We start from the raw sequence: 23,304 nt of genomic DNA, 5'->3' as shown, positions 1-23,304 counted from the left end.
CCCTCTCCAATGCTCTTGCGAGTCGGATTAAAATCAAATGATCAGGGCTGGTTTCAACCCAACCAGATCGCCGCCTGCTTGGCATAGTAGGTCAGAATCCCATCGGCCCCGGCACGCTTGATGCTCGTCAGCGCTTCCAACACCACAGCCTGTTCGTTCAACCAGCCGTTCTGGCCGGCGGCCTTGAGCATCGCGTATTCGCCGCTGACCTGATAGGCGAAGGTCGGTGCCCCGAACTGGTCCTTGACGCGACGCACGATGTCCAGATACGGCATGCCGGGTTTGACCATCACCATGTCAGCACCCTCGGCCAAGTCGAGCGCGACCTCGTGGATCGCCTCGTCGGAATTCGCCGGATCCATCTGGTAAGTGTACTTGTTGCCTTTGCCCAGGTTGCCGGAGGTGCCGAGCGCGTCGCGGAAGGGGCCATAGTAGCTGGAGGCATACTTGGCCGAGTAGGCCATGATGCGGGTGTGGATGTGACCGCCAGCCTCGAGCGCCGTGCGGACCGCGCCGATGCGACCGTCCATCATGTCGGACGGCGCGACGATGTCAACCCCGGCCTCGGCATGGGAAACCGCCTGACGCACCAGAACCTCAACCGTGGGCTCGTTCATCACGTAGCCCTCTTCGTCGATCAGACCATCCTGGCCGTGGGTGGTGAAGGGATCGAGGGCGACGTCGGTCATGATGCCCAACTCGGGCACGGCATCCTTGAGCGCGCGCACGGCACGCTGTGCGATCCCGTCCGGATTGTAGGCCTCGCAGGCGTCGAGCGACTTGGCCTCCGTGGGCGTGACCGGAAACAGCGCCATGGCGGGAATGCCCAGCGCGCTGATCGCGCGTGCCTCCTCCACCAGCAGATCAATACTGAGTCGTTCAACCCCCGGCATGGAGGGTACAGCTTCGCGTGCGCCCTGACCTTCGATCACAAAGACTGGATAAATAAAGTCATCCGGTGTCAGGACGGTTTCGCGCATCATGCGCCGGGAGAAGTCATCGCGGCGCATACGACGCATGCGGGTCACAGGATAAGGGGCGCGGATCGGGGACATATCAGACATGGCAGCAAACAAGGCTCGGTCGGGTTAAACAGCAATGGACACTCGTAACGGCTATCGGTATAGCTCGGCACAGCGCTTTAGGGGGCGGAAATCTCGGCTTCCTCGGTTAAGATACCGGAACCGGGAGTCGGCTTCCAACCGCGAGAGCGTACGCCGATTTGCTGCAACCCCCCGTTTATGCGATTTTTGTCGCAGCGCAACAGGCGCGAATGTTAAATGATGACTCATGACCAGAACAAGACTCTTGCACACGCCGTTTGCTAATACCCGGCTTGGGTTGCGCATTCTCGCCTGGTCCGCTCCGCGCCTTGGTCTGGTCGCCACCGCCGTCCTGTTGGCGCTGGAATCCATAGCGGGCGTTGCGGCTGACCCGGTCCAGAGCAGCAGCGCCGCCCGGGCCGAGCGTATCAATCAAGGACTCGATTGGAACTACTGTGGACCGCGCCCGCCCCAACTCGGCCCCTGGCAGGAAGCCCCCGCGCCCGGGCCACGTACGCCCATTGATGTCGAGGCCGGCGGTGTGATCTTTCATCAGGACCGCGATGTCATCGAACTCATCGGTGGCGTGCAACTCGTGCGTGGCACGCAGGAAATCGACACCGACCGCCTGCATCTGGAGCGCCAAACCGGTCAGGTGACCGCCATCGGCGAGACTTACCTCGCTTACCCCGGTCTGCGCGTCATTGGCGATGAAGCCCAGATCAACCTCGACACCGATCAGGGCCGCATCGCCCACGCCGCCTACCGTTTCAGCGGCCAAGCCAATCTGCGCGGCCAGGCCGAGCAGGTCGAGATCCGCTCGCCGCAGCAGATGCAACTGACCGAAGTGCGCTACAGCGCCTGCCCGCCCGGTCGCGATGCCTGGTCCCTGCACGCCCGCACATTGGATCTTGACCAAGCGAGCGGTCGGGGCACGGCCCGTCATGCGCAGCTGCGCATCAAAGGCGTGCCGGTGCTCTACAGTCCCTATCTAAGCTTCCCGATTGATGATCGGCGCAAAAGCGGCTTTTTGATGCCCAGCATCGGTAACTCGGATGAAAACGGCCTCGACATCACCCAGCCCTACTATCTGAACCTGGCCCCCAACCTCGACGCCACTCTGTATCCGCGCATCATGAGCAAGCGCGGCTTCATGTTGGGGGGCGAGTTGCGCTATCTGACCCGCCAGGATCAGGGCATCATCAGCGGCGAGGTCATCCCCAACGACAGCGCCTACGACCAGGGCAATCGCACTCGCGGCGCCCTGCATATCGAGCAAAACGGGCGCTTTTGGGACCGCTGGGGCACCCACATTGACTACAGCCTGGTCTCGGATGACGACTATCTCGAAGACCTGGGCACCCGTCTGGAAGTCACCAGTACCCGGCGGCTGGTCCAGCGCGGTGACCTCAGTTACTTTGGCGACGGCTGGACTCTGCTCGGGCGCATGGAAGCCTTCCAGACCATCGACCCGGAGGTGGAACCCGAGGCGCGCCCCTATGGTCGCCTGCCGCAGCTGTTACTCAGCACGCGGCAATTTCGCTTCGGCCCCGGTCTGGAGGCCGAGTTGCAAGCGGAATATGACTATTTCGACCACAATCATCTGGTCGATGGGCAGCGCCTGACCCTGTCGCCGCGCATCAGCTGGCCTTGGCGGCGCAGCTTCGGCCATCTCACGCCCAGCCTCGGTGTGCATTTCAGCCGCTATCAGCTCAACAATCAGGAGCCGGAGCTGCCGGAAGACCCCTCGCACCTCATCCCCAGCTTTGATCTCGATGGCGGGCTGGTCTTCGAGCGCCCCACCCAGTGGTTCGGCACCCAGACCCTGCAAACACTCGAACCACGTCTGTTTTATCTCTACACGCCCTACGAGGATCAGAGCGAGACGCCGGTGTTCGACAGCTCGGAGCTGAGTTTCAGCTTCACCAATCTGTTTCGCACCAACCGCTTCACGGGTCGCGACCGCATCGGCGATGCCAATCAGCTCACCCTGGGCCTGACCTCGCGCACCCTCGCCACTGCCAGCGGCGCCGAACTGTTCCGCGCCAGCCTTGGTCATATTGTTTATTTCGCCGACCGTCGGGTGCAGATCGACGGCTCAGCAGAAACCACCCCCAGCTCGCCGTTCGCCGCCGAACTGGCCGCACGCCTGTTCAAAAACTGGCACGGACGCGCCAGCGTGCAATGGGATGCGGACACCGAACCTGGCGACTCCAACTGGCAAAAACGCACCCTGCAGCTTGACTACCGCCCCGCCCAGGATCATCGTCTGCTCAATCTGGCCTATCGCTTTGATCAGGGTACCAATGACGAGAACAGCTACGAAGATACCGATCTGTCCTTCCGCTGGCCCCTCATCCAGGGACGTGCCGAACTGGTGGGACGCTGGCTCTATTCCATGCAGCACGAGCGCACCATGGAAGCCGTCGCCGGTGTTGAATTCGGCCAATGCTGCTGGCGCCTGCGCCTGGTGGGACGCCACTTCAAAAACAGTCCGGATACCAGTGGCAGTAACTCCGTGATGGTGCAGCTCGAACTGGCCGGACTCGGCAGTATTGGCAGCTCGATTGACAGCTTCCTGGCTCGTGAAATCAACGGCTATCAGGTCAACTGAACATGCTTCACCCACGCTTTTCGCTCCCGCAACGCCGCGTCAACGCTCTGCTGGCACTCCTGTGCGGCCTGCTCACCCTCTTGGGCAGCCATTCCCTAACCTTGGCCGCCACAGTTCAGCCACTGGACGCCATTGTGGCGGTGGTCAATGACGATGTTATCGTGCAAAGCGAACTCAATGCCGAAATCGAGCTGCTGCGCCCACAACTCGAACAAAGCGGCGCGCCGATCCCGCCCCGCCCGGAGTTGGAGCAACAGGTGCTCGAACGCCTGATCCTGAAACGCCTGCAAATTCAGCGTGCGAAAATGCTTGGCATTGAGGTGGATGAAGCCACCCTGAACCAAGCGCTGGAGAACATCGCTGCGCGCAATGGCATCGCCCTTGATGAGTTGCAACTCACGCTCGAATCCAGCGGCATCGACTTTGACGACTTTCGCGAGGACACCCGGATGCAGATCCTCACCTCGCGTCTGCAAGCGCAGGAGGTCAACAAAAACATCCGCGTCAGCGAGCCGGAAATCGACCGCTTCCTGGCCACTGAATCCGACTCCCTGCTGGAGCGGCGCGAGGTGCGCTTGCAGCATATTCTCATCGCCCTACCCGACGAGCCGACGCCAGAGGATGTCCGCAGCGCCGAGCAGGAAGCCCAATCCCTGCTCAAGCAACTACGCGGTGGCGCCAGCTTTGCCAAGCTCGCCGCCGCGCACTCCGACGGGCGCAACGCGGCCAACGGCGGTGACCTGGGGTGGTTCTCCATGACCGAGGTGCCCAGCCTGGCCGCTGGACCCGCGCGCCAGCTCAACAAGGGCGAGGTCTCCGATCCCATTCGCAGTCCCAGCGGCTTCCATCTGATTAAGGTCAGCGACATCAAAGGCGATGCTCCCGCCCCCATCACGCAAACCCACGCCCGGCATATCCTGATCCGCACCAATGAACTGGTCTCAGATGCTGATGCCGAGCGCAAGCTGTCGCGCCTGCGCACCCGCATTCTCGGCGGCGACTCTTTCGCGACCCTGGCACGCGCCAGCTCCGACGATACCGCCTCGGCCCTTAAAGGTGGCGATCTGGGCTGGATCAGCCCCGGTGACACCGTGCCTGAATTCGAGAAAGTTATGGATAGCCTGGCGCCGAATGACATCAGCCCACCTTTTCAAAGCCCCTTCGGCTGGCACATCGTGCAAGTGCAGGAGCGGCGCAAGCAGGACACCAAGGACGATCTGCTGCGCATGAAGGCCGCAGAAGCCATTCGCGCCAGCAAAGCCGAAGACGCCACTGATCTGTGGCTGCGCCGCCTGCGCGATGAGGCCTTTGTCGAAATCCGTCTTGAGAATCTGGATGATTGAGCGGCCTCCGCACAACACCAACGGCATGACCACCCAAACCACTGATCGCATTCCGCGCCTGGCGCTGACGGCTGGCGAGCCGGCTGGCATCGGTCCTGATCTCTGCATCAGTATCGCCCAGCGTGCGCATCCGGCTGAGCTGGTAGTAATCGCTGATGGTGATCTGCTGCGCGCACGCGCCGCTGCGCTCGGGCAACCACTGCACCTGATTCCCTTCGATGCCAGTCGTCCGGCACAGCCGCAGGCGGCGGGTCAGCTCCAACTCCTGCAAAGCACCCCACTCAGCGCCACAGTCCAGGCCGGTCAGCTGGAGACCGCTAATGCCGCTTATGTGCTCGATACCCTGGCGCGTGCCTGCGATGGCTGTCGGGAGGGACGCTTTGCGGCCATGGTCACTGCGCCGGTGCATAAGGGGGTCATCAACGATGCCGGTATCGCCTTCTCCGGGCATACGGAATTCCTCGCCGCGCGCTGTGGTGGAGATCCGGTGATGCTGCTTGCTGCGCCAGGCTTGCGTGTCGCCCTAGCGACCACCCATCTGCCGCTGCGGGCGGTTCCTGAGGCGCTGAGCGAAGCTCTGCTCAGGCGCGTGATCACAACACTGGACCGCGCCCTGCGGCAGGATTTTGGCATCACCGCGCCGCACATTCTGGTCTGCGGTTTGAACCCGCACGCTGGCGAAGGCGGACATCTCGGCGATGAAGAACAACGGCTGATGCTGCCGCTGCTTCACGCCCTGCGGCACGAGGGGCTCGATCTCTGCGGGCCGCTGCCAGCGGATACCGTCTTTATCCCCGAGCGGCTTGCCCAGGCCGATGCCGTGCTGGCGCTCTATCACGACCAGGGCCTGCCAGTGCTCAAGCATGTGGGATTTGGCTGCGCGGTGAACATCACCCTCGGGCTGCCAATTATTCGCACCTCGGTCGATCATGGCACCGCGCTGGACCTCGCCGGCACGGGTCGCGCCGATTCAGGCAGCCTGGAGGCGGCCATCACCACCGCCATCGCCATGGCTGAGCAACGCCGCCAGATGAACAGTCTGCCGCGCGGCTAACTCGCCATCTCCAGCGCCGCCATGCGCTCGCGCACCTGCAAGGCTACCTCCAACGCTCTCAGCCCCACCCGCCCATCAACCAGCGGGGGGCGTTGCTGCACAACCGCTTCCACAAAAGCAGCAATCTCGGCATCCAGCGGCTGCACAGCCTCCAGCGCCACCCGCTCGCGCACAATGCTCGGGCGCGCCTGGCCCTCAACCAACTCGCGAGTGGCAACATCCAGGCGCTGATCGACAAAATCGAGCGACAAATAATTGCACGGCTGAAACACCCGAATGCGCCGCACCTTCTTGTCCGAGACGCGACTGGCCACCACATTGGCCACGGCACCATTGGCAAACTCCAGCCGCGCACTGGCGATATCGACATGCTCGGTCAGCACCGGTGTGCCCAGCGCACGGACCTCGCTCAGCTCGCTGTCAATCAGTGCCAGAACAATATCGATGTCATGAATCATCAGATCCGTTACCACATCGACATCAGTCGCGCGTTCTACAAAGGCCCCCAGCCGTTGCGTCTCGATATAGCGTGGCGCCCGGATCCGCTCGGCCAAGGCCATCACCCCGGCATTAAAGCGCTCCAGATGTCCGATTTGCAGCACGGCCCCGTGCTGCTCGGCCAATGCGACCAATTCCGCGCCCTCAGCCACGGTGACGGCGATGGGCTTTTCCAGCAGCACATGAATGCCCTGAGCCAAAAAAGCCCGTGTCACCTCCAAATGGGCGCTGGTCGGCACCACAATGCTGACCGCATCGAGCTTGACTGCCGCATCCGGATCAAGCAAGGCTGCCGCACTGTCCCAGGCCCGGGTTCTCGCCTCGGCCGCCACCTCGGCCGCGCGCCCGGCGTTGGTATCTACCACCCCCACCAGCTCCACGCCAGGCAGCCTGGAGTAGATCAGCGCATGAAAGCGCCCCAGATAACCCACACCAATCACCGCAACATGAAGCATTGCCACCCACCCACTCAATCTGAAACTAAATCTGCGTCTGCATTATCGCGCGACCTCGGGCCAGGCAAAGAACTCCCCGACGACTGGCTGCTCGCTCTTGCCGTAAAATAGATGCACCTGATACGCCAGGGTCAGCGACAACCCCGCCGCGACGAAAATCATCAGGAACGAAAACAGATCAATCTTGTTTCGACTCTTATATAACATGAGCTTAGACGCCAAACCAAAAATATCCTGTATTCTTAGTTTACAACACCCTGAAATTTATGTAAGAGCAAAATCTGCATCGATTGATCGCGCGCATGAATGAGGCGCCATGATGCCACCGCGCGCCTCGACTCACTGACACCCCCAGACACAAGACTCTGTACTCATGGCGACTTACGCAATTGGCGACATCCAAGGCTGTTACGATGAACTCGCGCGCCTGCTGGAGCAGCTCGCGTTCGACCCCAGCAACGACCGCCTGTGGTCCGTCGGAGATCTGGTCAATCGCGGCCCCAAATCGCTTGAGGTGCTGCGTTTTTTCAAATCTCTGGGGGAATGCTCGGTGGTCGTGCTGGGCAACCACGATCTGCATCTGCTGGCGTTGGCTGCTGGGAATCAGCAGCACGCCCACACCAGCACGCTAAATGCAATCCTGCAAGCCCCGGATCGCAACGAACTGCTCGACTGGCTGCGCCATCGCCCCCTGTTGCATTACTCGAAGAAAAAACAAGTGGCTCTGGTTCACGCTGGCCTGCCGCCCCAATGGGACTGCACCCAGGCGGCGGCCCTGGCAGGCGAGGTGGAAAGCGCCCTGCGCGATCCGGGACATCAGGAGTTTCTGCAAGGGCTCTATGGCAACGAGCCAAGCCGCTGGCGCGACGACCTGCGCGGCATGGACCGCCTGCGCTTCATCGTCAACGCCCTGACCCGAATGCGTTACTGCGACAGCGAAGGCACCTTGCTACTGAAGGAAAAAGACTCACCCGGCACTCAGGCGGAAGGCGTCCTGCCCTGGTTTCAGGTGCCCGGACGCCGCAGCCGTGATGAGCGCATCATCTTCGGCCACTGGTCCATGCTCGGTTATCACGAAGCAGACAATCTCTGGGGCCTGGACAGCGGCTGCCTGTGGGGCGGTGAACTGACGGCGGTTCGCGTGCGCCGCAAGAAGTCTTTTGAGCGCATCGCCCTCAGCTGCCCGGGGTATGCCGAACCGGGCTGAGGCGCTCCAGGGTGACAAAGCGGAGATCAAACGCATGACGCGCGTCGGTCTGGCGCAAGGTGCAGGCCGTTTCCTGCCAATCGGCGGGATTCCAGGCCGGAAAACACACATCCCCCGCCACCTCGGCCTCCACCCAGGTGAGGTACATGCGGTCGGCTTGTGGCAGCAACGCGCGATACAGCGAAGCGCCACCGATTACCATCAGCTCCGCCTCGCCCGCGACAGCCGCCAAGGCGGCTTGAAAACTGCGCACCAGGGTCACGCCTGCCGGACCAAAGTTCGCATCACCCGAAATCACCAGATGCTCTCGCCCCGGCAATAGCCCTGGCAATGACTCAAAGGTACGCCGTCCCATCAGCATAGGCTTACCCAGCGTCAGCGCTTTGAAATGCGCCAGATCGGCGGGTAAATGCCAGGGTAAGGCATTGTCACGCCCGATCACCCGGTTGCGGGCCAGCGCCGCGATCAGACTGATATGCGTACTCACCTCGCGGGTCAACCCGCTGCCATCTGCGCCATCGGCTGCGAACTCACCAGCGTCGGCGCCGACCATAGCCGCTCCAGATTGTAGAAATCCCGCACCTTCGGCAGCATCACATGCAGCACAATGCCGTTCAAATCCACCAGCGCCCATTCACCCTCGGTGGCCCCTTCGATCCCCAGCGGCGCTTCCCCCGCCTCTTTGGCACGATAGGCGACGGTCTCGGCGATCGCCTTCACATGCCGATCCGAGGTGCCGGATGCGACAATCATCATATCTGTCACTGAGGTTTTATCGCGCACATCCATCACCTGAATATCGCGCGCTTTCATATCATCAAGAGTGTCCAGTACCAAGGCTTTCAATTGAATAAGCTGTCTGTCGAGCTGCATGCATTCTGTTCCAAAAAAACCCAGTCAACACTGACCAGGTGAATTAATCCGCACTTGCTTGACACGGCCACACCGTGCCATGCAGGTCTGATGACGCCCTATTGCGTCCAATGTTTAAAGATACATCATACAAACCCTGCTTGATGATGTCTGCGCGGCGCGATCACCTGCCCCACTGATCCAGCAGCGCGCGCAGTGCCTTGGCGTCAATGGGTTTGGGCAGATAATCGTCCATGCCAGCGGCGAGATACTTTTCCCGGTCTCCTTTCATGGCATGCGCGGTCAGGGCAACGATGGCAACTCCGGGATCCAGGTTGCCGTCCTGATTGCTCCGAATGCGGCGGGTGGCCTCGACGCCATCCATCTCGGGCATGGATGCATCCATGAACACCAGATCGAACGACTGACGGCTGAGCTGGTCCAGGGCCTGGTAGCCGTTCGCAGCCGTCTGCACCTGATGGCCCAACTTCTTGAGCATCAGGCCCAAAACCTTGGTGTTGGTGGGTTCGTCATCGACCACCAGAATCTGCATGGCCCTGGTCGGTGCCTGCCCAGCCTGCGCTGGCCTCGGGATCGGCTCGCGAGCCACCGGCTCATCGCCAACCGCAGCATCCACGGCGATGTCAAAGCGAACCTCGGTGCCCTGGCCCAGCGTGCTGGTGATTGTCACCCGACCGCCCATCAGATCAACCAGGCGTTTGACAATCGCCAGACCCAGTCCAGCCCCATGAAAACGTCGAGTGTTTGAACTATCCACCTGACTAAAGGACTCGAAGATGTCGGCAAGCCGGTCTGCGGGAATACCGATGCCGGTGTCGGTAATCATGAAGGCCAAACGCATGCGGGCCGGCGCCAGCTCGTCTCCCTGTTCGTTATGCGCACCAAGCTTCAGGCGCACCTCGCCCTGATCGGTGAATTTGATCGCATTGCCAAGCAGATTGAACAACACCTGACGCAGCCGGGCCGCGTCGCCAAGCACCCGCGTGGGCAGATCCGGGGCCAAATCGGATCGCAGGGTCACACCTTTAGAGGCGGCCTGATAGGTGAAGGCCACGAGTACTGATTGCAGCAGGGCTGCGAGCTCGAAAGGCTCATGCTCAATGGACAGTTTACCAGCTTCGATTTTCGAAAAGTCGAGAATGTCGTTGATCACCGTGAGCAGAATCCGCGAGGAGGCCATAGCGGTGCTTACGGCTTCGGCCAGCTGCGGCTCCAGTTCAACATCGTCGAGCACTTGCAGCATGCCCAGTACGCCATTGAGTGGCGTGCGCAGCTCATGGCTCATGTTGGCCAGGAATATGGACTTCGACTGATTGGCCGCCTCAGCCTGCTCTTTCGCTTGCCACAGCGCCTCCTCAGCTTGCTTATGTTCGGTCACGTCCAAGGCCGCGCCATACATCCGCACCACCTGGCCGGAGGCATCCAGTACGGGCTTGCCTCTAGCGCTGAGATGTCGCACCTCGCCGCTGTCCTGGCGCAGAATGCGATGGTCGATTTTATAGTCCTGGCCGTGCTTGAGCACTTGGCTCCAAGCCTGCTCAATGGCGACCTGATCCTCCGGATGCGCGATCATAAAAAGTTCATCCACACGCAAGCTTGAATGATCCCAGCCATGAATGGCGCACCAGTTGTCGGACACATGAAACACCCGTTGAGGTATGTCCCATTCCCAACTGCCCACACCGGCGAGCTTTTCGGCTTGCTTGAGAATGAATTGGCTCTTTTCCAACCGCTCGCGGGCCTGCATGCGCTCGGTAATGTCTTCGATAAAGCCCAGACCCACACGTTCGCCGGTCGCTTGATCGCGGATCAGGGTATTGGTCACATTGACCCAGCACAGCGTCTTGTCTTTACACAGATAGCGCTTCTCGATAGAATAGGAGGGAATGCGGTCCTCCTGCAACTGCTTGATCAACGCCCATTCCCGTTGCAGATCCTCAGGATGGGTGAAGGACTCAAAGTTCATGCCGATGAGTTCAGTCACCGGGTAGCCAAGGATCCTAGCCAGTGCCTGATTGACGCTTTTCAACACACCACAGGTGTCAACAATCGCCACACCCAAGGGGGCGAATTCCACCATGGAGCGGAACTTCTGTTCGCTCTGCCGCAGGCTGGCATTGATGCGATTGCGTTCGGTGATATCGCGGCTGACGGTGCCGATAAAGAGCGGTTGTTCCGTCACCGGATCGTCGATGCGGAAGATTTCACAGTGCATTTCAATGCACTGACCGGTAAGAAAATGCCGGAAGCGAATCTCGCGTGACAGGCAACCGTTCTTGAACACCTCAGCGATGCTGGCCTCGCCGCTGCTGCGGTCTTCAGGCCACAGATAATCAGGGATACGGATTTGGCTGATCTCCGCCTGATCCGTCAATCCCACCAAGCGCCGCCCGGCTGGATTGAGATAGAGCGACTGACCGTTGAGATCGTTAATGCCGACAAAGTCCGGCGTGGACTCGACGATCGCCTCCAGGCGGTGCCGTTCTTGTTCAAGCTGCTTCTGATAGGTGATATCGATATGTGAACCAATAATGCGAACGGGCTCTCCTGTAGGATCCCGATGGACCCCGCCTTGAGCCAAAATCCAGAGATAGTGACCGTCTTTGTGGCGAAAGCGGAACACGAGTTCATAGCGCTCACCCACCGTATTGATGATATGCTGAATGTGAGCGAGGGTTTTGGCCAGATCCTCCGGATGGACCCGGCTTTGCCAATCCTCGAAGGTATCGCCAATCTCATCATCCGTGTAGCCAATCTGTCGTTTCCACTCGCTGGAAAAGCGGGCCTTCTTGGTTCTGAGATCCCAGTCCCATAGACCAACCTGCGCTGACAACACCGCTTGTTCAAGCTGTTCCTTGGCGCATTGACTTGCAAGCTCAGCCTGTTTCCGCGCAGTAATATCCTGAAAGGCACCCGTGAGTTTAACCACTTCACCATCTTGCACAATCGGCTGACCAATGGAGTGGGCCCATAATTTGTTGCCCTTGGCAGTGATAAACCGCAGTTCGATATCGTAGGGTTCGCCTTGCTCCATCGCAGCCTGAACCACCGCTGCGACCTTAGGCCGATCCTCGGGATGATAGAAGTCGATCGCCGCCTCAAGACTGGGCATCTGGCCAAGCGGCAGCTCATGGATGGCGAAGATCTGCTCGGTCCAGGTCAACGCCTGGGTGCGGATGTCAAACTCCCAGCCGCCGACCTTGGCCAGAGTGCCGGTTTGCTGCAGCAGGTTCTTTTGTTGCTGCAATTGTTCCTCAGCCAGCGCCTGCTCGGTCATGTCGCGAGCCAGACTTACCAGACCAAAAATCCGCCCCTCCTGATCACGCAACGGCTGATAGGTCACATCCATGTGGCGCCACCCCAGAGCCGGAGACTCGAACCAGTCGGAATACCTGACCACTTCCCCGGCCAGGCAGCGATCGAGGCGCGCTTTGAGCTGACTGGAAACAAAAAACGTCTCGCCAAAGAGATCGGGCACCGAGCAACCCACAATGGCTTCCTTGGGCCGCCCCCAGAAGCGTTCGCAAATCGGATTGACGTGCTGGTAGACGTAGGCAGTATCCAGCACCCCCAAGACATCCTCGGTTATCTGAATCAAAGGAGAACACCAGCGCAGCCCATCCACCATAGGACATTCATCCCTGCGCCCACTGAGACAGTCGAGCATTTCTAGCTCAGCGATCCGCTGCCGGGCCTGGTTCAGCTCATCAATCAGCTCCTGTTTGGTTTTGTGCTGGTCGCCAGACATGGCATTTCGCCTCCTGAAGGCAGCACAGGCTGCATGGCGGATGAATTGGGCACTATAGTTACAAGAAAGCATAGCAGCTGAGTTCAGACCTGTTTCACGCGACCCCGCCGTGCTGCGCATCTCGCCGCTGGTGCAGCAATTGGCTACAATAATGATCTACCACAGCCTCCTAAAAGGGATTGCCACCCCATCATGCCAAGCCTACTGCGCAAAGGTGCAAACGCGGTTCTTACGGACACCGGTCAGGTACAGGTTCAACTGCTCTGGAATCAGGCGCAGATCGCACTCGATGCGGTCTGCTTTGCCCTGGGTGCCCAGGGTCAGGTTCCGGATGACCGCTGGTTTCTGTTTTACAACCAGCCGCAGTCCTCCGACGGGGCGATCCGCTTGGATCTGACCAAACCGGGACAGGCTGAGTTGACCTTTGAGCTGGATCGACTGCCGGCGCAGATCGAGCGCTGTGTGATCGCCGCAACGGTTGACTCCGGTAACTTGCGCCATGCCCCCGATACCCGTCTGATCGCGACGGCTACCGCAACAAGAAAACAGCTGGTTTTTGAGCTGACAGAGGCCGGCGATGAACAGGCGCTGATGTTTGCCGAACTCTATCGCCACCGTCACCAGTGGAAATTGCGTGCCGTTGGCCAGGGGTTTCAGGGCGGACTCAAGCCGCTGGCGGAGCACTTCGGTGTGGCCGTCGCCGATGACACAGCATCCGCGCCAGCGCCAGCCTCTCCGCCCGCGCCGGCGCCTACACCTGTGCCGCCGGTTTCGCCACCATCAGGTTCCGGATCACGGCCTGAGCCAGACAGCACGCTGGCGCCGCGTCGATCACGGGGAGCTCTCTGGTTGGTACTGGGCGTGCTGCTGCTGAGTGGACTGGGAGCCGGCAGCTGGTTTTTCCTGCAGCAACACAGCGCCGCACCCGCCGATGCGTCCAACGCCAATGCTCCCAAGAACAGTGCCCCCAAGGCCAGTCCACCCGCGACGCCGCCACCTCCGGCGCGCTGCGCGCTTGAAGACAGCGAGGTGATGGAGCAATATCACCGCCTGGGTGAAAATTACGTCCGCATCCTGGAGCAGATTGATCTCAGCAACCAGCGCCTTGGCCAGCTGCGCCGCGCGCTCAAGCAGGCCGACACCGAATGCCCGGCGGATTTTTTGAGCAACAACCAGACGGAAATCAGTCTGCTTGAACAGTTTGCCATTGATGAATGGATGGACCGGGCCGTCATGCTCAACACCTGTGCCGGGCGCATGATCACCCGCATCGAACAACAGCTTGAGGGGGAATCGCGTCCCGTGGTGCTGCAGCGGCTATTGCGTGAGGCCGATCATGCTCGTAATCTGGAATCCGATCTCACCAATATTTCCCGCGACATGGCCTATCTGCGTAATAAAGCCGAGCGCCTGCGCAGCGGCTATCGCGAAAATATCGCTGCCTGCGCGCCCTGACAGCCATTACGCTTGAACTAGCCTGAAGTGGAGCCCAGCAACATGATCCAAAGATGGCGAGCCTTATCTACCCCGGCGCTCATCGCTGCTCTGATCGTGGGCATGGGTGCGTTATTGGCAGCAGCCTCAGTGCCAGCCCAGGACAGCGGCTACAGTTCGCGCAATCCCAACCGCACCAGCGCCACTGTGGTGCTCGAAAACGAGATGAGCAATATCCGCTCGTCCAACGCCCAGCTGGGCGCGCGCATCCAAACCGCCATGGAAAAGCTCGAAACAGTCGCGCGCCTGACCTCCGAGGACGAGAAGGAAGCCGAGGTTGACAGCCTGTTCTTCACCCTGCGCGATGAAGTCTACAGCGTGCTCGATCAGCTGGATCTCAACAGCGACTTTGCCGATGCACTGAATCGCGCCAAGGAGGGCACCATTGTGCTCAAGAGTTGGTACGAGCGCCAACCACCGGAATACCCGAATCGTGATCACAGCATCGCGCAGCTGGAGCGTGCCATTCAGGAATACGACATCGTTGATGAACAACTCAACCAAAGCCGCACTCTGGCGCAGGAAAAGCTCTCAACCATCATGCGCCAGCATCGGGTCATTCTTCAGGAGATGAAAATCGGCAAGGTGCTGGAAGCCATTGAGGCAGCCCGCTCCGTGGTCAGCGGCTTGCATGACATCACCTCCGCCATGAGCGTGGTGGAAGAAAAAACCAGCGCCAGTCTCGAATCATCGGTTCCCATTTCCAATTGAATCCAGCCTGCTTGTTCCGAGTCCATTGCCATCTGCTTAATCCGCTTGTCCCGACTCCGCCATCACCACTTGTGAGGATCGCTGCCATGACATCTCCAGGCTCTCTGCTCTCCACGGCCCTGGCCATTCTGCTGACCATCCTGTTTTTCAATGACGCGGCCAGCGCTGAAACCGCCGCCGATATGGGAAACCTCTTTAACCGTGTCAATACAGTCGCCCAGGAATTACAAGTCAACCTGACCGATCTCGAAGCCAGTATTGATGCCAGCCGCGATTCGGTCGAAAAAGGCGCCGAGGTACTGGATGCCATGCTGGCTTCGGTGCAGAAGGTGCATGAAAGCATGGCCGAGGACAGCGAAATCTGGCAGGAACTCGACGCGGTGATGGAACTCTGGGAACAGCGCCGTCAGGAAACCCTGCAAAAATCTGAATCCAACCCCGCCTTCCTGCCCATTGCCCAGGCCTGGCAGGAAAAGCTCAATACCGCGCGCGAACTGCGCAATCAGATCAGCACCGAGCGCGCCAATTCGACTGCACTGATTCAATCCATCGAATCCGACCGCGACATCGTGCTGGCCTATTACGAACTCGGCCAGGCGGATAAAGCCATTGCCGGTCTGCGCAAAGTCAGTAGCAACCTGTCGAATTTGAATGCCAATATGCAAAAGATCGTCGAAACCGCTGAAGCCGCACAACAGCAAACCGCCATTCCACAATGAGCGCAGCGGTGCCCTCCGGCGCGACCCGGTTGCTGGCTGTCCTGTTCGTGACACTGGGCTGGGGCCTGCTGGCTCCACGCCCCGGCTTGACGGCCGGTACTGACTCAACAACAGCCAGCACCGGCTCAACTCCCGCAGCCGCCGCGCCTCCCTTATCCAGCTCCGATCAGGTATCCAGCCCCGATCAGGCCCAGCTGGTCAGCGCCCTGCATGCGGCAGAAGCCCTCTGGCAATCGCTCGGGGAGATGCGCGACCGCCTGCTCGGCAACGCCGAACGCGCCCTCGACCAGGCTGACCGGGCCACAACCCTGGACGAACGCCAGCGCCAGGAAGCCCTGTATCGCCAGCTCAGCGACCGTCTGGTCGAGCTTGACCACACCCGTACCGAGCTGAAAACCCAGCTTGAGCGTTTACGCCAACAACTCAACGCGGTGCCCAGGCCCGAATAAGCCATGCCGGCACCGCTGTTTTCTGCGCGTCAGATTCTGGTTCCACTCAGCGTCGCCGCTTCGGTCACAGTCGCGCTCTGGCTAACCACCCTCTCCCTGAGCGACTGGCTGGCCCCGCTGCTGGAGAGCAGCACCATCAGCCGCTATCTAAACAACGGCTTCTGTCAGCTGATGCTGGCGATTTTCACCACCATCACCCTTTACGCCGCCCTGCAAGCCCTGGGGCTGCAAGTCGAGCGCAGCCAACTACACCGCCGTTTCGCAACTCAAAGCATCCCGCCCCGTCCCTGGCAGCCATGGCTGGATAGCCTCAGCGGTCGCGACTCCCAGGAAGCCGGCGCCAGCGCCTGGATACTCCAAGACCAGGAGGCGGAGGCGGTACGCTCCACACCGGAGCACAGCACCGCCATCAGCGACTATCTCCTGCTGGTGCGAGCGCAGCAGCATCAGCACAACTTCGCCCCCATCGGCTTCGCCATCTGGGTACTGCCGCTACTGGGCTTTATCGGCACCGTGGTGGGCATTACCCAGGCCATTGGCGGGCTTGAGCAAAGCGTCAGCCCGGAGGCCGCCCTGGGCGCCGGTCTGGGAAGCGTTCTGGGCGGCCTGAGCTTCGCCTTCGACACCACCTTTGTCGGTCTGGTGCTGGTGATTCCCACCATGCTGTACTGGATTGCGCTGCGCGCCCGTGCCCAATGGCTTGACATGCACTATTATCAAAGCCTGCTCACTCAGGCGCAGCCACAACAGGCCAGGCCCTGATGCGCTCCTGGCCAGCGGAGGCATCCCCGCCCGCGTTTGCCTTTATGCCCTTTCTGGACATTGTCCTGGCCGTAATTGGTATCCTGATTGTCGTCTTTGTCTTGCGCGACACTCAGACACAGCGCGCCGGGCGACCGCTGGCGATGGATCATCTGATCCTGTGCCAACAGGACGCGCAACTGGCACTCTATCTCGACCCGGATCCTGAGCGCGCACCACAAACCTACGGCCCACAGCAAATACCCGCGCTCTTTGACGCACTGGCCACAGCAGGAACCGGTGTGCGCAGCCTGGTGTTTGCCCATAGCGGGCAGTGCTTCGCAACTCGGCATCGTTTTGAGCAAGCCTTCGCACGCCACAACAGCCTGCTGCGCGGCGACAAGCCAACCTCAGCAGGAGTCTTGCGACTCAATTACCACCCGTTATCTGATGATCCCGCCAGCGCCAGCGCATTGCTCGAACGCTGGCGCGGCGCTGGAGTACAACCGCATCATGACACCCGCAACGAATAATATTCCCGATCAAACACTCATCGCACATGAGCGACGTCTTTGGCCGCGACCTGTTCGCATCAGCCTGCTGCTGCTAGGCACCCTCATGCTGGCGATTCCAGGCTACGCCCAGAACAACGCCAACACCACTAACATCACCCCCAACACCACCCCGCCCGCCGCCGCCATCGCCAGTGCCCATCCGGCAGCCACGGCCGCCGGGGAGCAGATCCTCAAAGCTGGTGGCAATGCGTTCGATGCCGCCATTGCCGTTGCGGCCACTCTGGCAGTGGTGGAGCCCTACAGTTCAGGACTCGGTGGCGGCGGTTTCTGGCTGTTGCAGCGAGCTGAGGAAAAGCGCGCGGTCTGTGTCGATGCGCGCGAACGCGCCCCACTTGCAGCCGATCGTGATCTGTACCTGAATGACGCCGGCACGCTTGAGCCTGATCTGTCGCTGAACGGCCCGCTGGCAGCCGGTATCCCCGGCGTGCCGGCGGCACTGGATCATCTCGCCGCCCACTATGGCCGCCTGCCGCTTAGCACCAGCTTAGCGCCGGCCATTGATCTAGCTCGGGAAGGTTTTGCGGTTGATGCGCGTTACCGGCGTCTGGCCCAGTGGCGCTTGGCCGTGTTGCGCGCCTCACCCGCAGCGGCCAAGCAGTTTTTGCTTGATAATCAGGTGCCGCCCGAGGGGCATCGGCTGACCCAGCCCAAGCTGGCAGACACCCTGGAGCGTCTCGCCGCACGCGGTCGCGATGGCTTTTACAGCGGCACGCTGGCCGAACAACTGGTTGCAGGTGTGCGTGCGGCTGGCGGCCTCTGGACACTGGAGGATCTGCATGAGTACCGCATCGTCGAGCGTGCGCCCATCGTATTCCGATACCACGACTGGACCATTCGTAGCGCGCCACCCCCCTCTGCGGGCGGCGTCGGGCTGGCGCAGATGTTGCAAATGCTCGCCGAGGTCGATCTCGCGGCCTTGGAGCGCCCGGCGCGCGTACATCGCATCGTTGAGAGCATGCGCCGTGCCTATCGTGACCGCGCGGCCTTCCTCGGCGACCCGGACCATGTCACCATCCCGCTGGCCCGCCTGACCCATCCCTATTATGCCGCCGGACTCGCCCGCGACATCGACCCGCAGCGGGCCACACCAAGCCAGCCGGTGACCGACGCCGACCACGCGCCGGAAGGCCAAGACACCACGCATTTTTCCATTCTCGATGCAGACGGCAACCGGGTGGCGGCAACGCTTAGCATCAATTATCCCTTCGGCTCCGGCTTCGTCCCGCCCGGCACCGGTGTGCTGCTAAACGACGAAATGGACGATTTTGCCACCCAGCCCGGGACGGCCAATGTGTATGGTCTGGTCGGCGGTGAGGCCAATGCCATCGCACCGGGCAAGCGCATGCTCTCCAGCATGAGCCCGACCCTGGTCGAGTCCGATCAGGGGGTCGCGATCCTCGGCACCCCCGGAGGCAGTCGCATCATTACCATGGTGCTGAATGCCATTCTGGCGCTCACTGACGGCGGCACCCCTAAAGACTGGGTGGCCGCGCCGCGCTTTCATCATCAGTATCTGCCCGATGTCATCCAGTACGAGCCGGAGGCCTTCGACAGTGCCGAACAGGCCGCGCTGCGGGCCATGGGACATCGGCTCAAGACGGTCGATCCGCACCAATTCGGCAACATGCAAGTGGTGTATTGGGATCGGGTACGCCATCAGGTCAGTGCAGCCAGTGATCCGCGCGGTCTGGGGACCGCGCGGGTGTTCAGCCAACCCGCACACCGTGATGACTGATCTGGACCAATCCCAGCAGTCATGGAACCCCATGCCGCCACCGACAGCGCCTTTCTCGACATTGCTACCAATTTGCTGGCGGTGATTCTGATCGTGACCCTGTTCGCGCTGATCGGTGGCCGTCCGCAATCCAGCCAAGCCACCCATCCACTGGCTCCGGTGCCGTCCGAGCCGCGTTTTGATGAACCCAGGCGCGAGCTGTTTCCGCCCTTCTCACGCTTTTATTTCGTGCGAGCGGATCATGTCCTGCCCTGGGACCAGGACGCCGTGCTGGATGAGCTGGCCGCCCACCCTCAAGCGCGCAGCGGTCATACCTGGCAGGGACGCTACCAATGGCAACCCGAGCCGCTGGTCACTCGTGATATCGACAGTTTCCGGCTACAGTTTTTTCTCGATCCCGTCCCCCATACAGAGCAGACGCCGGAACAACGCGGCCGCGCTTTGGCTCGCCAAGATCTTGCCTTGCTGCTGGATGAACTGAGGCAGGCCAAACAGCAGCACAGCGCAGCGGTCTTTCTGGTGTGGCCGGACGGCATGAATCTGTTTGCTGCGCTCTACCCGAAGTTGCGTGAGCACGGCTTGCGCTTTCGCTGGTTTGCGCAAGATCCTGACCAACCGCTGCTGATTGGGCGCGATCCGGCACAATTCACCCACTATGTCAGCTATTGGTAGCCGTTTCGACAGCACCCGACGCGCGCTGGCGGCTGGTAGCGCCTTGCTGCTGCTGGGGTGGCTGATTCTGCAACTCTCGACCGGCGCTGGTGGTAATGGCGGCTCCAGCACCGCCTCCGCACAGCTCAGCCAGGACACCGGACTGCAACCGGCTCTGGCGCAATGGCAAGCCCTGTGGTCGCAACTTGCCAACGAAGGTCATGGTGCCCTGGCACCCAGGATTGAGGATCCGTCACTGCGCGCGGCGGGTGACACCGGTTTCATGCGCTATCGCAATCTGTGGGAACAGGTACCCGCCGCCGCGCAGCGTCAGTTTCAACTGGCGGCGCTGGCCAATAGCCCTGAACGTAAAGTGCGTCTGTTGCAATCCCTGATGGAATCTGAGGAGCCGTTGCTGCGCTTTCGCGCCCGGTTGGAACGAGCGCGCATCGCTTTGCGCCAGGAGGATGAGGTGACCGCCGCCGCGTTTGCGCGAGCCGCGTTGCAGGTGCCGGATCTGCCGGCACCCGCGCGTGCTGACGCCACCTTTATCCTGGGCTATGCCGCCGCGCAGGCCGGCGCACTGCAAGAGGCCGAAGCCCAGCTTGGGCGCGCGATTGGCGAGGATCCGGGCTTTTGGGATGCACGCCAATTATATCTGCGCGTACTTGGGGCATTACTCGCGCAGCCGAACAGCACTGCCTCACGCTGCCTGGAGCGCACCCGTGAGCTGATCGAGCAACTGGGGGCCTTACCAGCACTGGCTCAGGATCGCAGTCAATTCCGCGACATTGCTGATCATTTTGCCCGCCAGGCGCAGGCGGACAGCCCGGCGGTGGCACTCATGACCGGGCTGGGCTACCTGTGGGCCGGCGATCCAGAGCAGGCCCGTGCCCAACTCACCCAAGCGGCGCACGCACACGGCCAGGGACCGGCGCTCTGTGAAGCTCGCATTGCCGAGCAGGCGCGCGTCTGGCTCGCGCGCCTGCCTCCATCACCAGACTGATGCCAAATTGACACCAAACTGAAATCAGGGCTGACACCAAAATGACATCATGTTGAACACCGTGCTGCTTGGCGCCTGGAGTCTGGTTTTGGGATGGGGCGCACTCCGCCCCCGAAACCAGGAAGCTCCGTGGCTTCGCATCAGCCTGACGCTGGTGGTCGCCAGTCTCCTGCTCTCGCCTTTCTGGCACGCCGTCGTCCGAGCCTTCTGGCAGTCGGAACCCAGCCCGCTGAGCGTCCCCCACCAAGCCCTGTGGAGCCTTTGGTTTCTGGTACTGTGGCCCATCGCACAGCGTCGCCTCACCACCGACACCCTGGTGCAGAATCTAGTGCTGGCACTGATCGCGGCGGCGGCCATTGGCCTGGCACTGGATCATCATCACGCCTTGCGTTGGGTGCTGCCGCCCGCAGATAGCTCGGAACCAAGCCTCCTCCTGGCCGCCTGGCTCAGCTTTCCAGCCGGACTGACACTCTGTTTGTTCGCGCGCCCACAGCGACTGCCCTGGGAATATCCCGCCTGGCATTTTGGCTGGTTTGCCATAGCTGCTGGATGAACCCTGGAATCAGTCCTGTACGCCAAGACGCCGCTTGGCATGCGTTTGTATGGGTTTGCATGGGCTTGAGTTTCGCTATAATCAGGCACATTAGGAACGCCTGATATTCCATGATCCCAATTTTGCGAGGTACCAAGCATGCCAACCTATGATTATCGCTGCGACGCCAACGGCCAGGTGGTCGAGGTCAGCCACCGCATGAGCGAAACACTCTCCACCTGGGGTGAGCTGTGCGCCCAGGCCAAGATCCCGTGCGGAGACACCTCAGCCGACGAGCCTGTCTATCGCCTGGCCAACGGTGGCAATCTCGTGTCCAGCAACAGCCTGGGCAGTGGCATCGCCCCTGCGCCGGCCTGCGGAACCGGCGGCTGCTGCCCCAATGGCATGTGCGGGATTTAACCGCCGTTTTGCTCAGCATTGACATGACATCAACGCACCGCCACTTGGCGGCGCGTTGTCGGACAGGCTTCAATCCAGACGCGGCAACTGTCCGCCCAGAGTCACCGGCATTTGCAGCGACTGACCACTACGCCAGACACTGAGCTGCACCACTTCACCGATCTGATAATCCTCCAGAATTTCGATCAGATCCCCCATATCGGTGACTTCCCGCCCGTTGACGGACTGTATGATGTCGCCAGGGATGATCCCACCCCCGGAGGTTAAACGGGTCGCGCGCAATCCAGCGCGATCAGCCGGTGAGCCGGACTCAATACGCAGCACCAGCACTCCACTCACGCCCAGTTGTTTCAGTACCGCCCGGCTGGCATCATCGTCGGCAAAAATCCCCAGGCGCGGACGGATGTAACGTCCGTAGGCAATCAGCTGCGGGACCACCCGATTAACGGTGTCCACCGGCACTGAAAAACCAATGCCGGAGAAGCCGCCGGTGGGGCTGAAAATAGCCGTGTTCACACCAATCAAGCGCCCGGCACTGTCAATCAGCGGGCCGCCCGAATTGCCGGGATTGATGGCCGCGTCGGTCTGAATCAGCCGACGGATTTCGGTTCCGTCCTCGGAGAGGATGGTGCGATCCAGCGCCGAGACCACGCCGGTGGTCAGGCTGTAGTCGAGTCCAAACGGATTGCCAATGGCAAAGACAGATTGGCCAACGCGCAGATCCTCGCTGGTTCCGATCAGCACCGGCTGCGGAGCGGCGATGGGCACCTCAATGCGCAGCACGGCCAGATCATGCTCCTGACTGGCACCAATCAGATTGGCAGCATAGGTGCGCTGATCCGCCAGTCGCACCTGAGCTCGCGCGGTACCGGCGATCACATGGTAATTGGTGACCACATGCCCCTGATCGTCCCACACAAAACCGGAGCCGGTACCACGACGCACCTCCGCGAGATTGCGCGTCCAGGGCAGCGCCACCTCGGAGACAGTCGAGATGTAGACAACCGAGGGGCTGACACGCTCGAAAATTTCGATGGTGGCCAATTCATCAGCGGCCAGATTGCCGCGCGCCGTCACCACGCGCGACTCGGCATTCAAGCCAATCAGCCAGTGCTCCAGCCAGGGCCGAGCGGAGAGAAACAGCAAAAACGCAATGGCCGCCCAAAACAGCCAGCGTGACAGAGAAAATCCATGCATAATCAGAGGCCGGTTCGCGGGTAGATCAATATTTCAAACTAACGGGAACGCCTATTGTCAGAACGCAAGGACAGCAGCAACCGCTACCCAGTATACTGACTCCTGTGCTGATCGGTTGCGACCCGCCCTGCGGCCCGATCACCAGGGCACGGACTTGAATCACAACGGCACCAGCCCGATTAAACCGAAATGGGCTTGATTGAGCACCTGATCGAACGTGTCACTAAGTCACGGACGAT

General features: G+C 61.0%; 22 protein-coding genes. 15 read left to right on the top strand and 7 right to left on the bottom strand.

The annotated features are described in order from the left end of the window. Positions 1-53: 53 nt before the first annotated feature. A complete protein-coding gene (hemB, locus tag CKO36_RS07000; RefSeq protein WP_200282502.1) occupies positions 54-1,064 on the bottom strand; it encodes a porphobilinogen synthase in 1,011 nt (336 codons plus the stop codon). Positions 1,065-1,290: 226 nt separating this feature from the next. On the opposite strand from hemB, the gene CKO36_RS06995 reads away from it, so the two are divergent. From CKO36_RS06995 to pdxA, 3 genes are read left to right on the top strand one after another with little or no spacing between them, the layout of a single operon-like run. Further along, positions 1,291-3,657 (top strand): LPS-assembly protein LptD, encoded by a 2,367-nt coding sequence (locus CKO36_RS06995; RefSeq protein WP_200282499.1) that lies wholly within the window; start codon positions 1,291-1,293, stop codon positions 3,655-3,657. A 2-nt stretch (positions 3,658-3,659) separates the two neighbouring features. Then, entirely contained in the window at positions 3,660-5,000 is a 1,341-nt protein-coding gene (locus CKO36_RS06990; RefSeq protein ID WP_200282483.1) for a peptidylprolyl isomerase, read from the top strand. Further along, on the top strand, positions 4,993-6,054 hold the full coding sequence (gene pdxA, locus CKO36_RS06985; RefSeq protein ID WP_420826316.1) for a 4-hydroxythreonine-4-phosphate dehydrogenase PdxA: 1,062 nt from the start codon (positions 4,993-4,995) through the stop codon (positions 6,052-6,054). Before CKO36_RS06990 ends, pdxA begins: the two co-directional genes overlap by 8 nt. Here pdxA and CKO36_RS06980 read toward each other — a convergent pair. Both CKO36_RS06980 and CKO36_RS06975 read right to left on the bottom strand, forming a co-directional pair. Further along, the gene (locus CKO36_RS06980; RefSeq protein WP_200282480.1) at positions 6,051-7,007 is read right to left on the bottom strand and encodes a Gfo/Idh/MocA family protein; all 957 of its coding nucleotides are present in this window, start codon (positions 7,005-7,007) and stop codon (positions 6,051-6,053) included. The genes pdxA and CKO36_RS06980 overlap by 4 nt on opposite strands. 42 nt (positions 7,008-7,049) lie before the next feature. Further along, positions 7,050-7,214, bottom strand: coding sequence for a hypothetical protein (locus CKO36_RS06975; protein ID WP_200282476.1), 165 nt, complete (start codon positions 7,212-7,214; stop codon positions 7,050-7,052). A gap of 166 nt (positions 7,215-7,380) precedes the next feature. On the opposite strand from CKO36_RS06975, the gene CKO36_RS06970 reads away from it, so the two are divergent. After that, positions 7,381-8,214 carry a symmetrical bis(5'-nucleosyl)-tetraphosphatase gene (locus tag CKO36_RS06970; protein ID WP_200282474.1) on the top strand — a complete coding sequence of 278 codons (834 nt, stop codon included), beginning with the start codon at positions 7,381-7,383 and terminating at the stop codon, positions 8,212-8,214. Here CKO36_RS06970 and CKO36_RS06965 read toward each other — a convergent pair. The 3 genes from CKO36_RS06965 to CKO36_RS06955 all read right to left on the bottom strand — a co-directional run bounded on the left by CKO36_RS06965 (position 8,183) and on the right by CKO36_RS06955 (position 12,835). After that, positions 8,183-8,767: a dihydrofolate reductase gene (locus CKO36_RS06965; RefSeq protein WP_200282471.1), complete on the bottom strand. Its 585-nt coding sequence runs from the start codon at positions 8,765-8,767 to the stop codon at positions 8,183-8,185. The two genes, CKO36_RS06970 and CKO36_RS06965, sit on opposite strands and share 32 nt — an antisense overlap. After that, complete coding sequence (gene rsfS / locus CKO36_RS06960) at positions 8,710-9,087, bottom strand: ribosome silencing factor (protein WP_200282468.1); 378 nt, start codon at positions 9,085-9,087, stop codon at positions 8,710-8,712. The genes CKO36_RS06965 and rsfS overlap by 58 nt, the downstream gene beginning before the upstream one ends. A gap of 163 nt (positions 9,088-9,250) precedes the next feature. Next, positions 9,251-12,835, bottom strand: coding sequence for a PAS domain S-box protein (locus CKO36_RS06955; protein WP_200282458.1), 3,585 nt, complete (start codon positions 12,833-12,835; stop codon positions 9,251-9,253). A 192-nt stretch (positions 12,836-13,027) separates the two neighbouring features. On the opposite strand from CKO36_RS06955, the gene CKO36_RS06950 reads away from it, so the two are divergent. From CKO36_RS06950 to CKO36_RS06900, 11 genes are all read left to right on the top strand, one after another. Next, positions 13,028-14,290: a TerD family protein gene (locus CKO36_RS06950; RefSeq protein WP_200282456.1), complete on the top strand. Its 1,263-nt coding sequence runs from the start codon at positions 13,028-13,030 to the stop codon at positions 14,288-14,290. Between the two features lie 42 nt (positions 14,291-14,332). Continuing rightward, entirely contained in the window at positions 14,333-15,040 is a 708-nt protein-coding gene (locus CKO36_RS06945; RefSeq protein ID WP_200282454.1) for a hypothetical protein, read from the top strand. A gap of 86 nt (positions 15,041-15,126) precedes the next feature. After that, positions 15,127-15,759: a hypothetical protein gene (locus CKO36_RS06940; protein WP_242469441.1), complete on the top strand. Its 633-nt coding sequence runs from the start codon at positions 15,127-15,129 to the stop codon at positions 15,757-15,759. Beyond that, positions 15,756-16,208, top strand: coding sequence for a hypothetical protein (locus tag CKO36_RS06935; protein WP_200282451.1), 453 nt, complete (start codon positions 15,756-15,758; stop codon positions 16,206-16,208). Before CKO36_RS06940 ends, CKO36_RS06935 begins: the two co-directional genes overlap by 4 nt. A gap of 3 nt (positions 16,209-16,211) precedes the next feature. Continuing rightward, positions 16,212-16,970 (top strand): MotA/TolQ/ExbB proton channel family protein, encoded by a 759-nt coding sequence (locus tag CKO36_RS06930; protein WP_200282448.1) that lies wholly within the window; start codon positions 16,212-16,214, stop codon positions 16,968-16,970. Then, complete coding sequence (locus CKO36_RS06925; RefSeq protein WP_200282445.1) at positions 16,970-17,482, top strand: hypothetical protein; 513 nt, start codon at positions 16,970-16,972, stop codon at positions 17,480-17,482. Before CKO36_RS06930 ends, CKO36_RS06925 begins: the two co-directional genes overlap by 1 nt. Continuing rightward, entirely contained in the window at positions 17,463-19,259 is a 1,797-nt protein-coding gene (gene ggt, locus CKO36_RS06920; RefSeq protein WP_242469440.1) for a gamma-glutamyltransferase, read from the top strand. The genes CKO36_RS06925 and ggt overlap by 20 nt, the downstream gene beginning before the upstream one ends. 21 nt (positions 19,260-19,280) lie before the next feature. Next, positions 19,281-19,931, top strand: coding sequence for a hypothetical protein (locus CKO36_RS06915; protein WP_200282442.1), 651 nt, complete (start codon positions 19,281-19,283; stop codon positions 19,929-19,931). Beyond that, the gene (locus tag CKO36_RS06910; protein ID WP_200282439.1) at positions 19,915-20,916 is read left to right on the top strand and encodes a tetratricopeptide repeat protein; all 1,002 of its coding nucleotides are present in this window, start codon (positions 19,915-19,917) and stop codon (positions 20,914-20,916) included. The genes CKO36_RS06915 and CKO36_RS06910 overlap by 17 nt, the downstream gene beginning before the upstream one ends. Positions 20,917-20,965: 49 nt before the next feature. Next, positions 20,966-21,469, top strand: a complete 504-nt coding sequence (locus tag CKO36_RS06905; protein WP_200282436.1) for a hypothetical protein — start codon at positions 20,966-20,968, stop codon at positions 21,467-21,469. 138 nt (positions 21,470-21,607) lie between these two features. Then, a complete protein-coding gene (locus tag CKO36_RS06900) occupies positions 21,608-21,868 on the top strand; it encodes an FmdB family zinc ribbon protein (protein WP_200282433.1) in 261 nt (86 codons plus the stop codon). Between the two features lie 69 nt (positions 21,869-21,937). Here the strand turns inward: CKO36_RS06900 and CKO36_RS06895 are convergent, their stop codons facing one another. Next, positions 21,938-23,065: a S1C family serine protease gene (locus CKO36_RS06895; protein WP_200282430.1), complete on the bottom strand. Its 1,128-nt coding sequence runs from the start codon at positions 23,063-23,065 to the stop codon at positions 21,938-21,940. Positions 23,066-23,304: the final 239 nt, after the last annotated feature.

The sequence above is a fragment of the Rhabdochromatium marinum genome (assembly GCF_016583795.1).
In the GTDB taxonomy this organism is placed as follows: Bacteria; Pseudomonadota; Gammaproteobacteria; order Chromatiales; family Chromatiaceae; genus Rhabdochromatium; species Rhabdochromatium marinum.
This window is presented reverse-complemented; position numbering and strand designations above follow the sequence as displayed.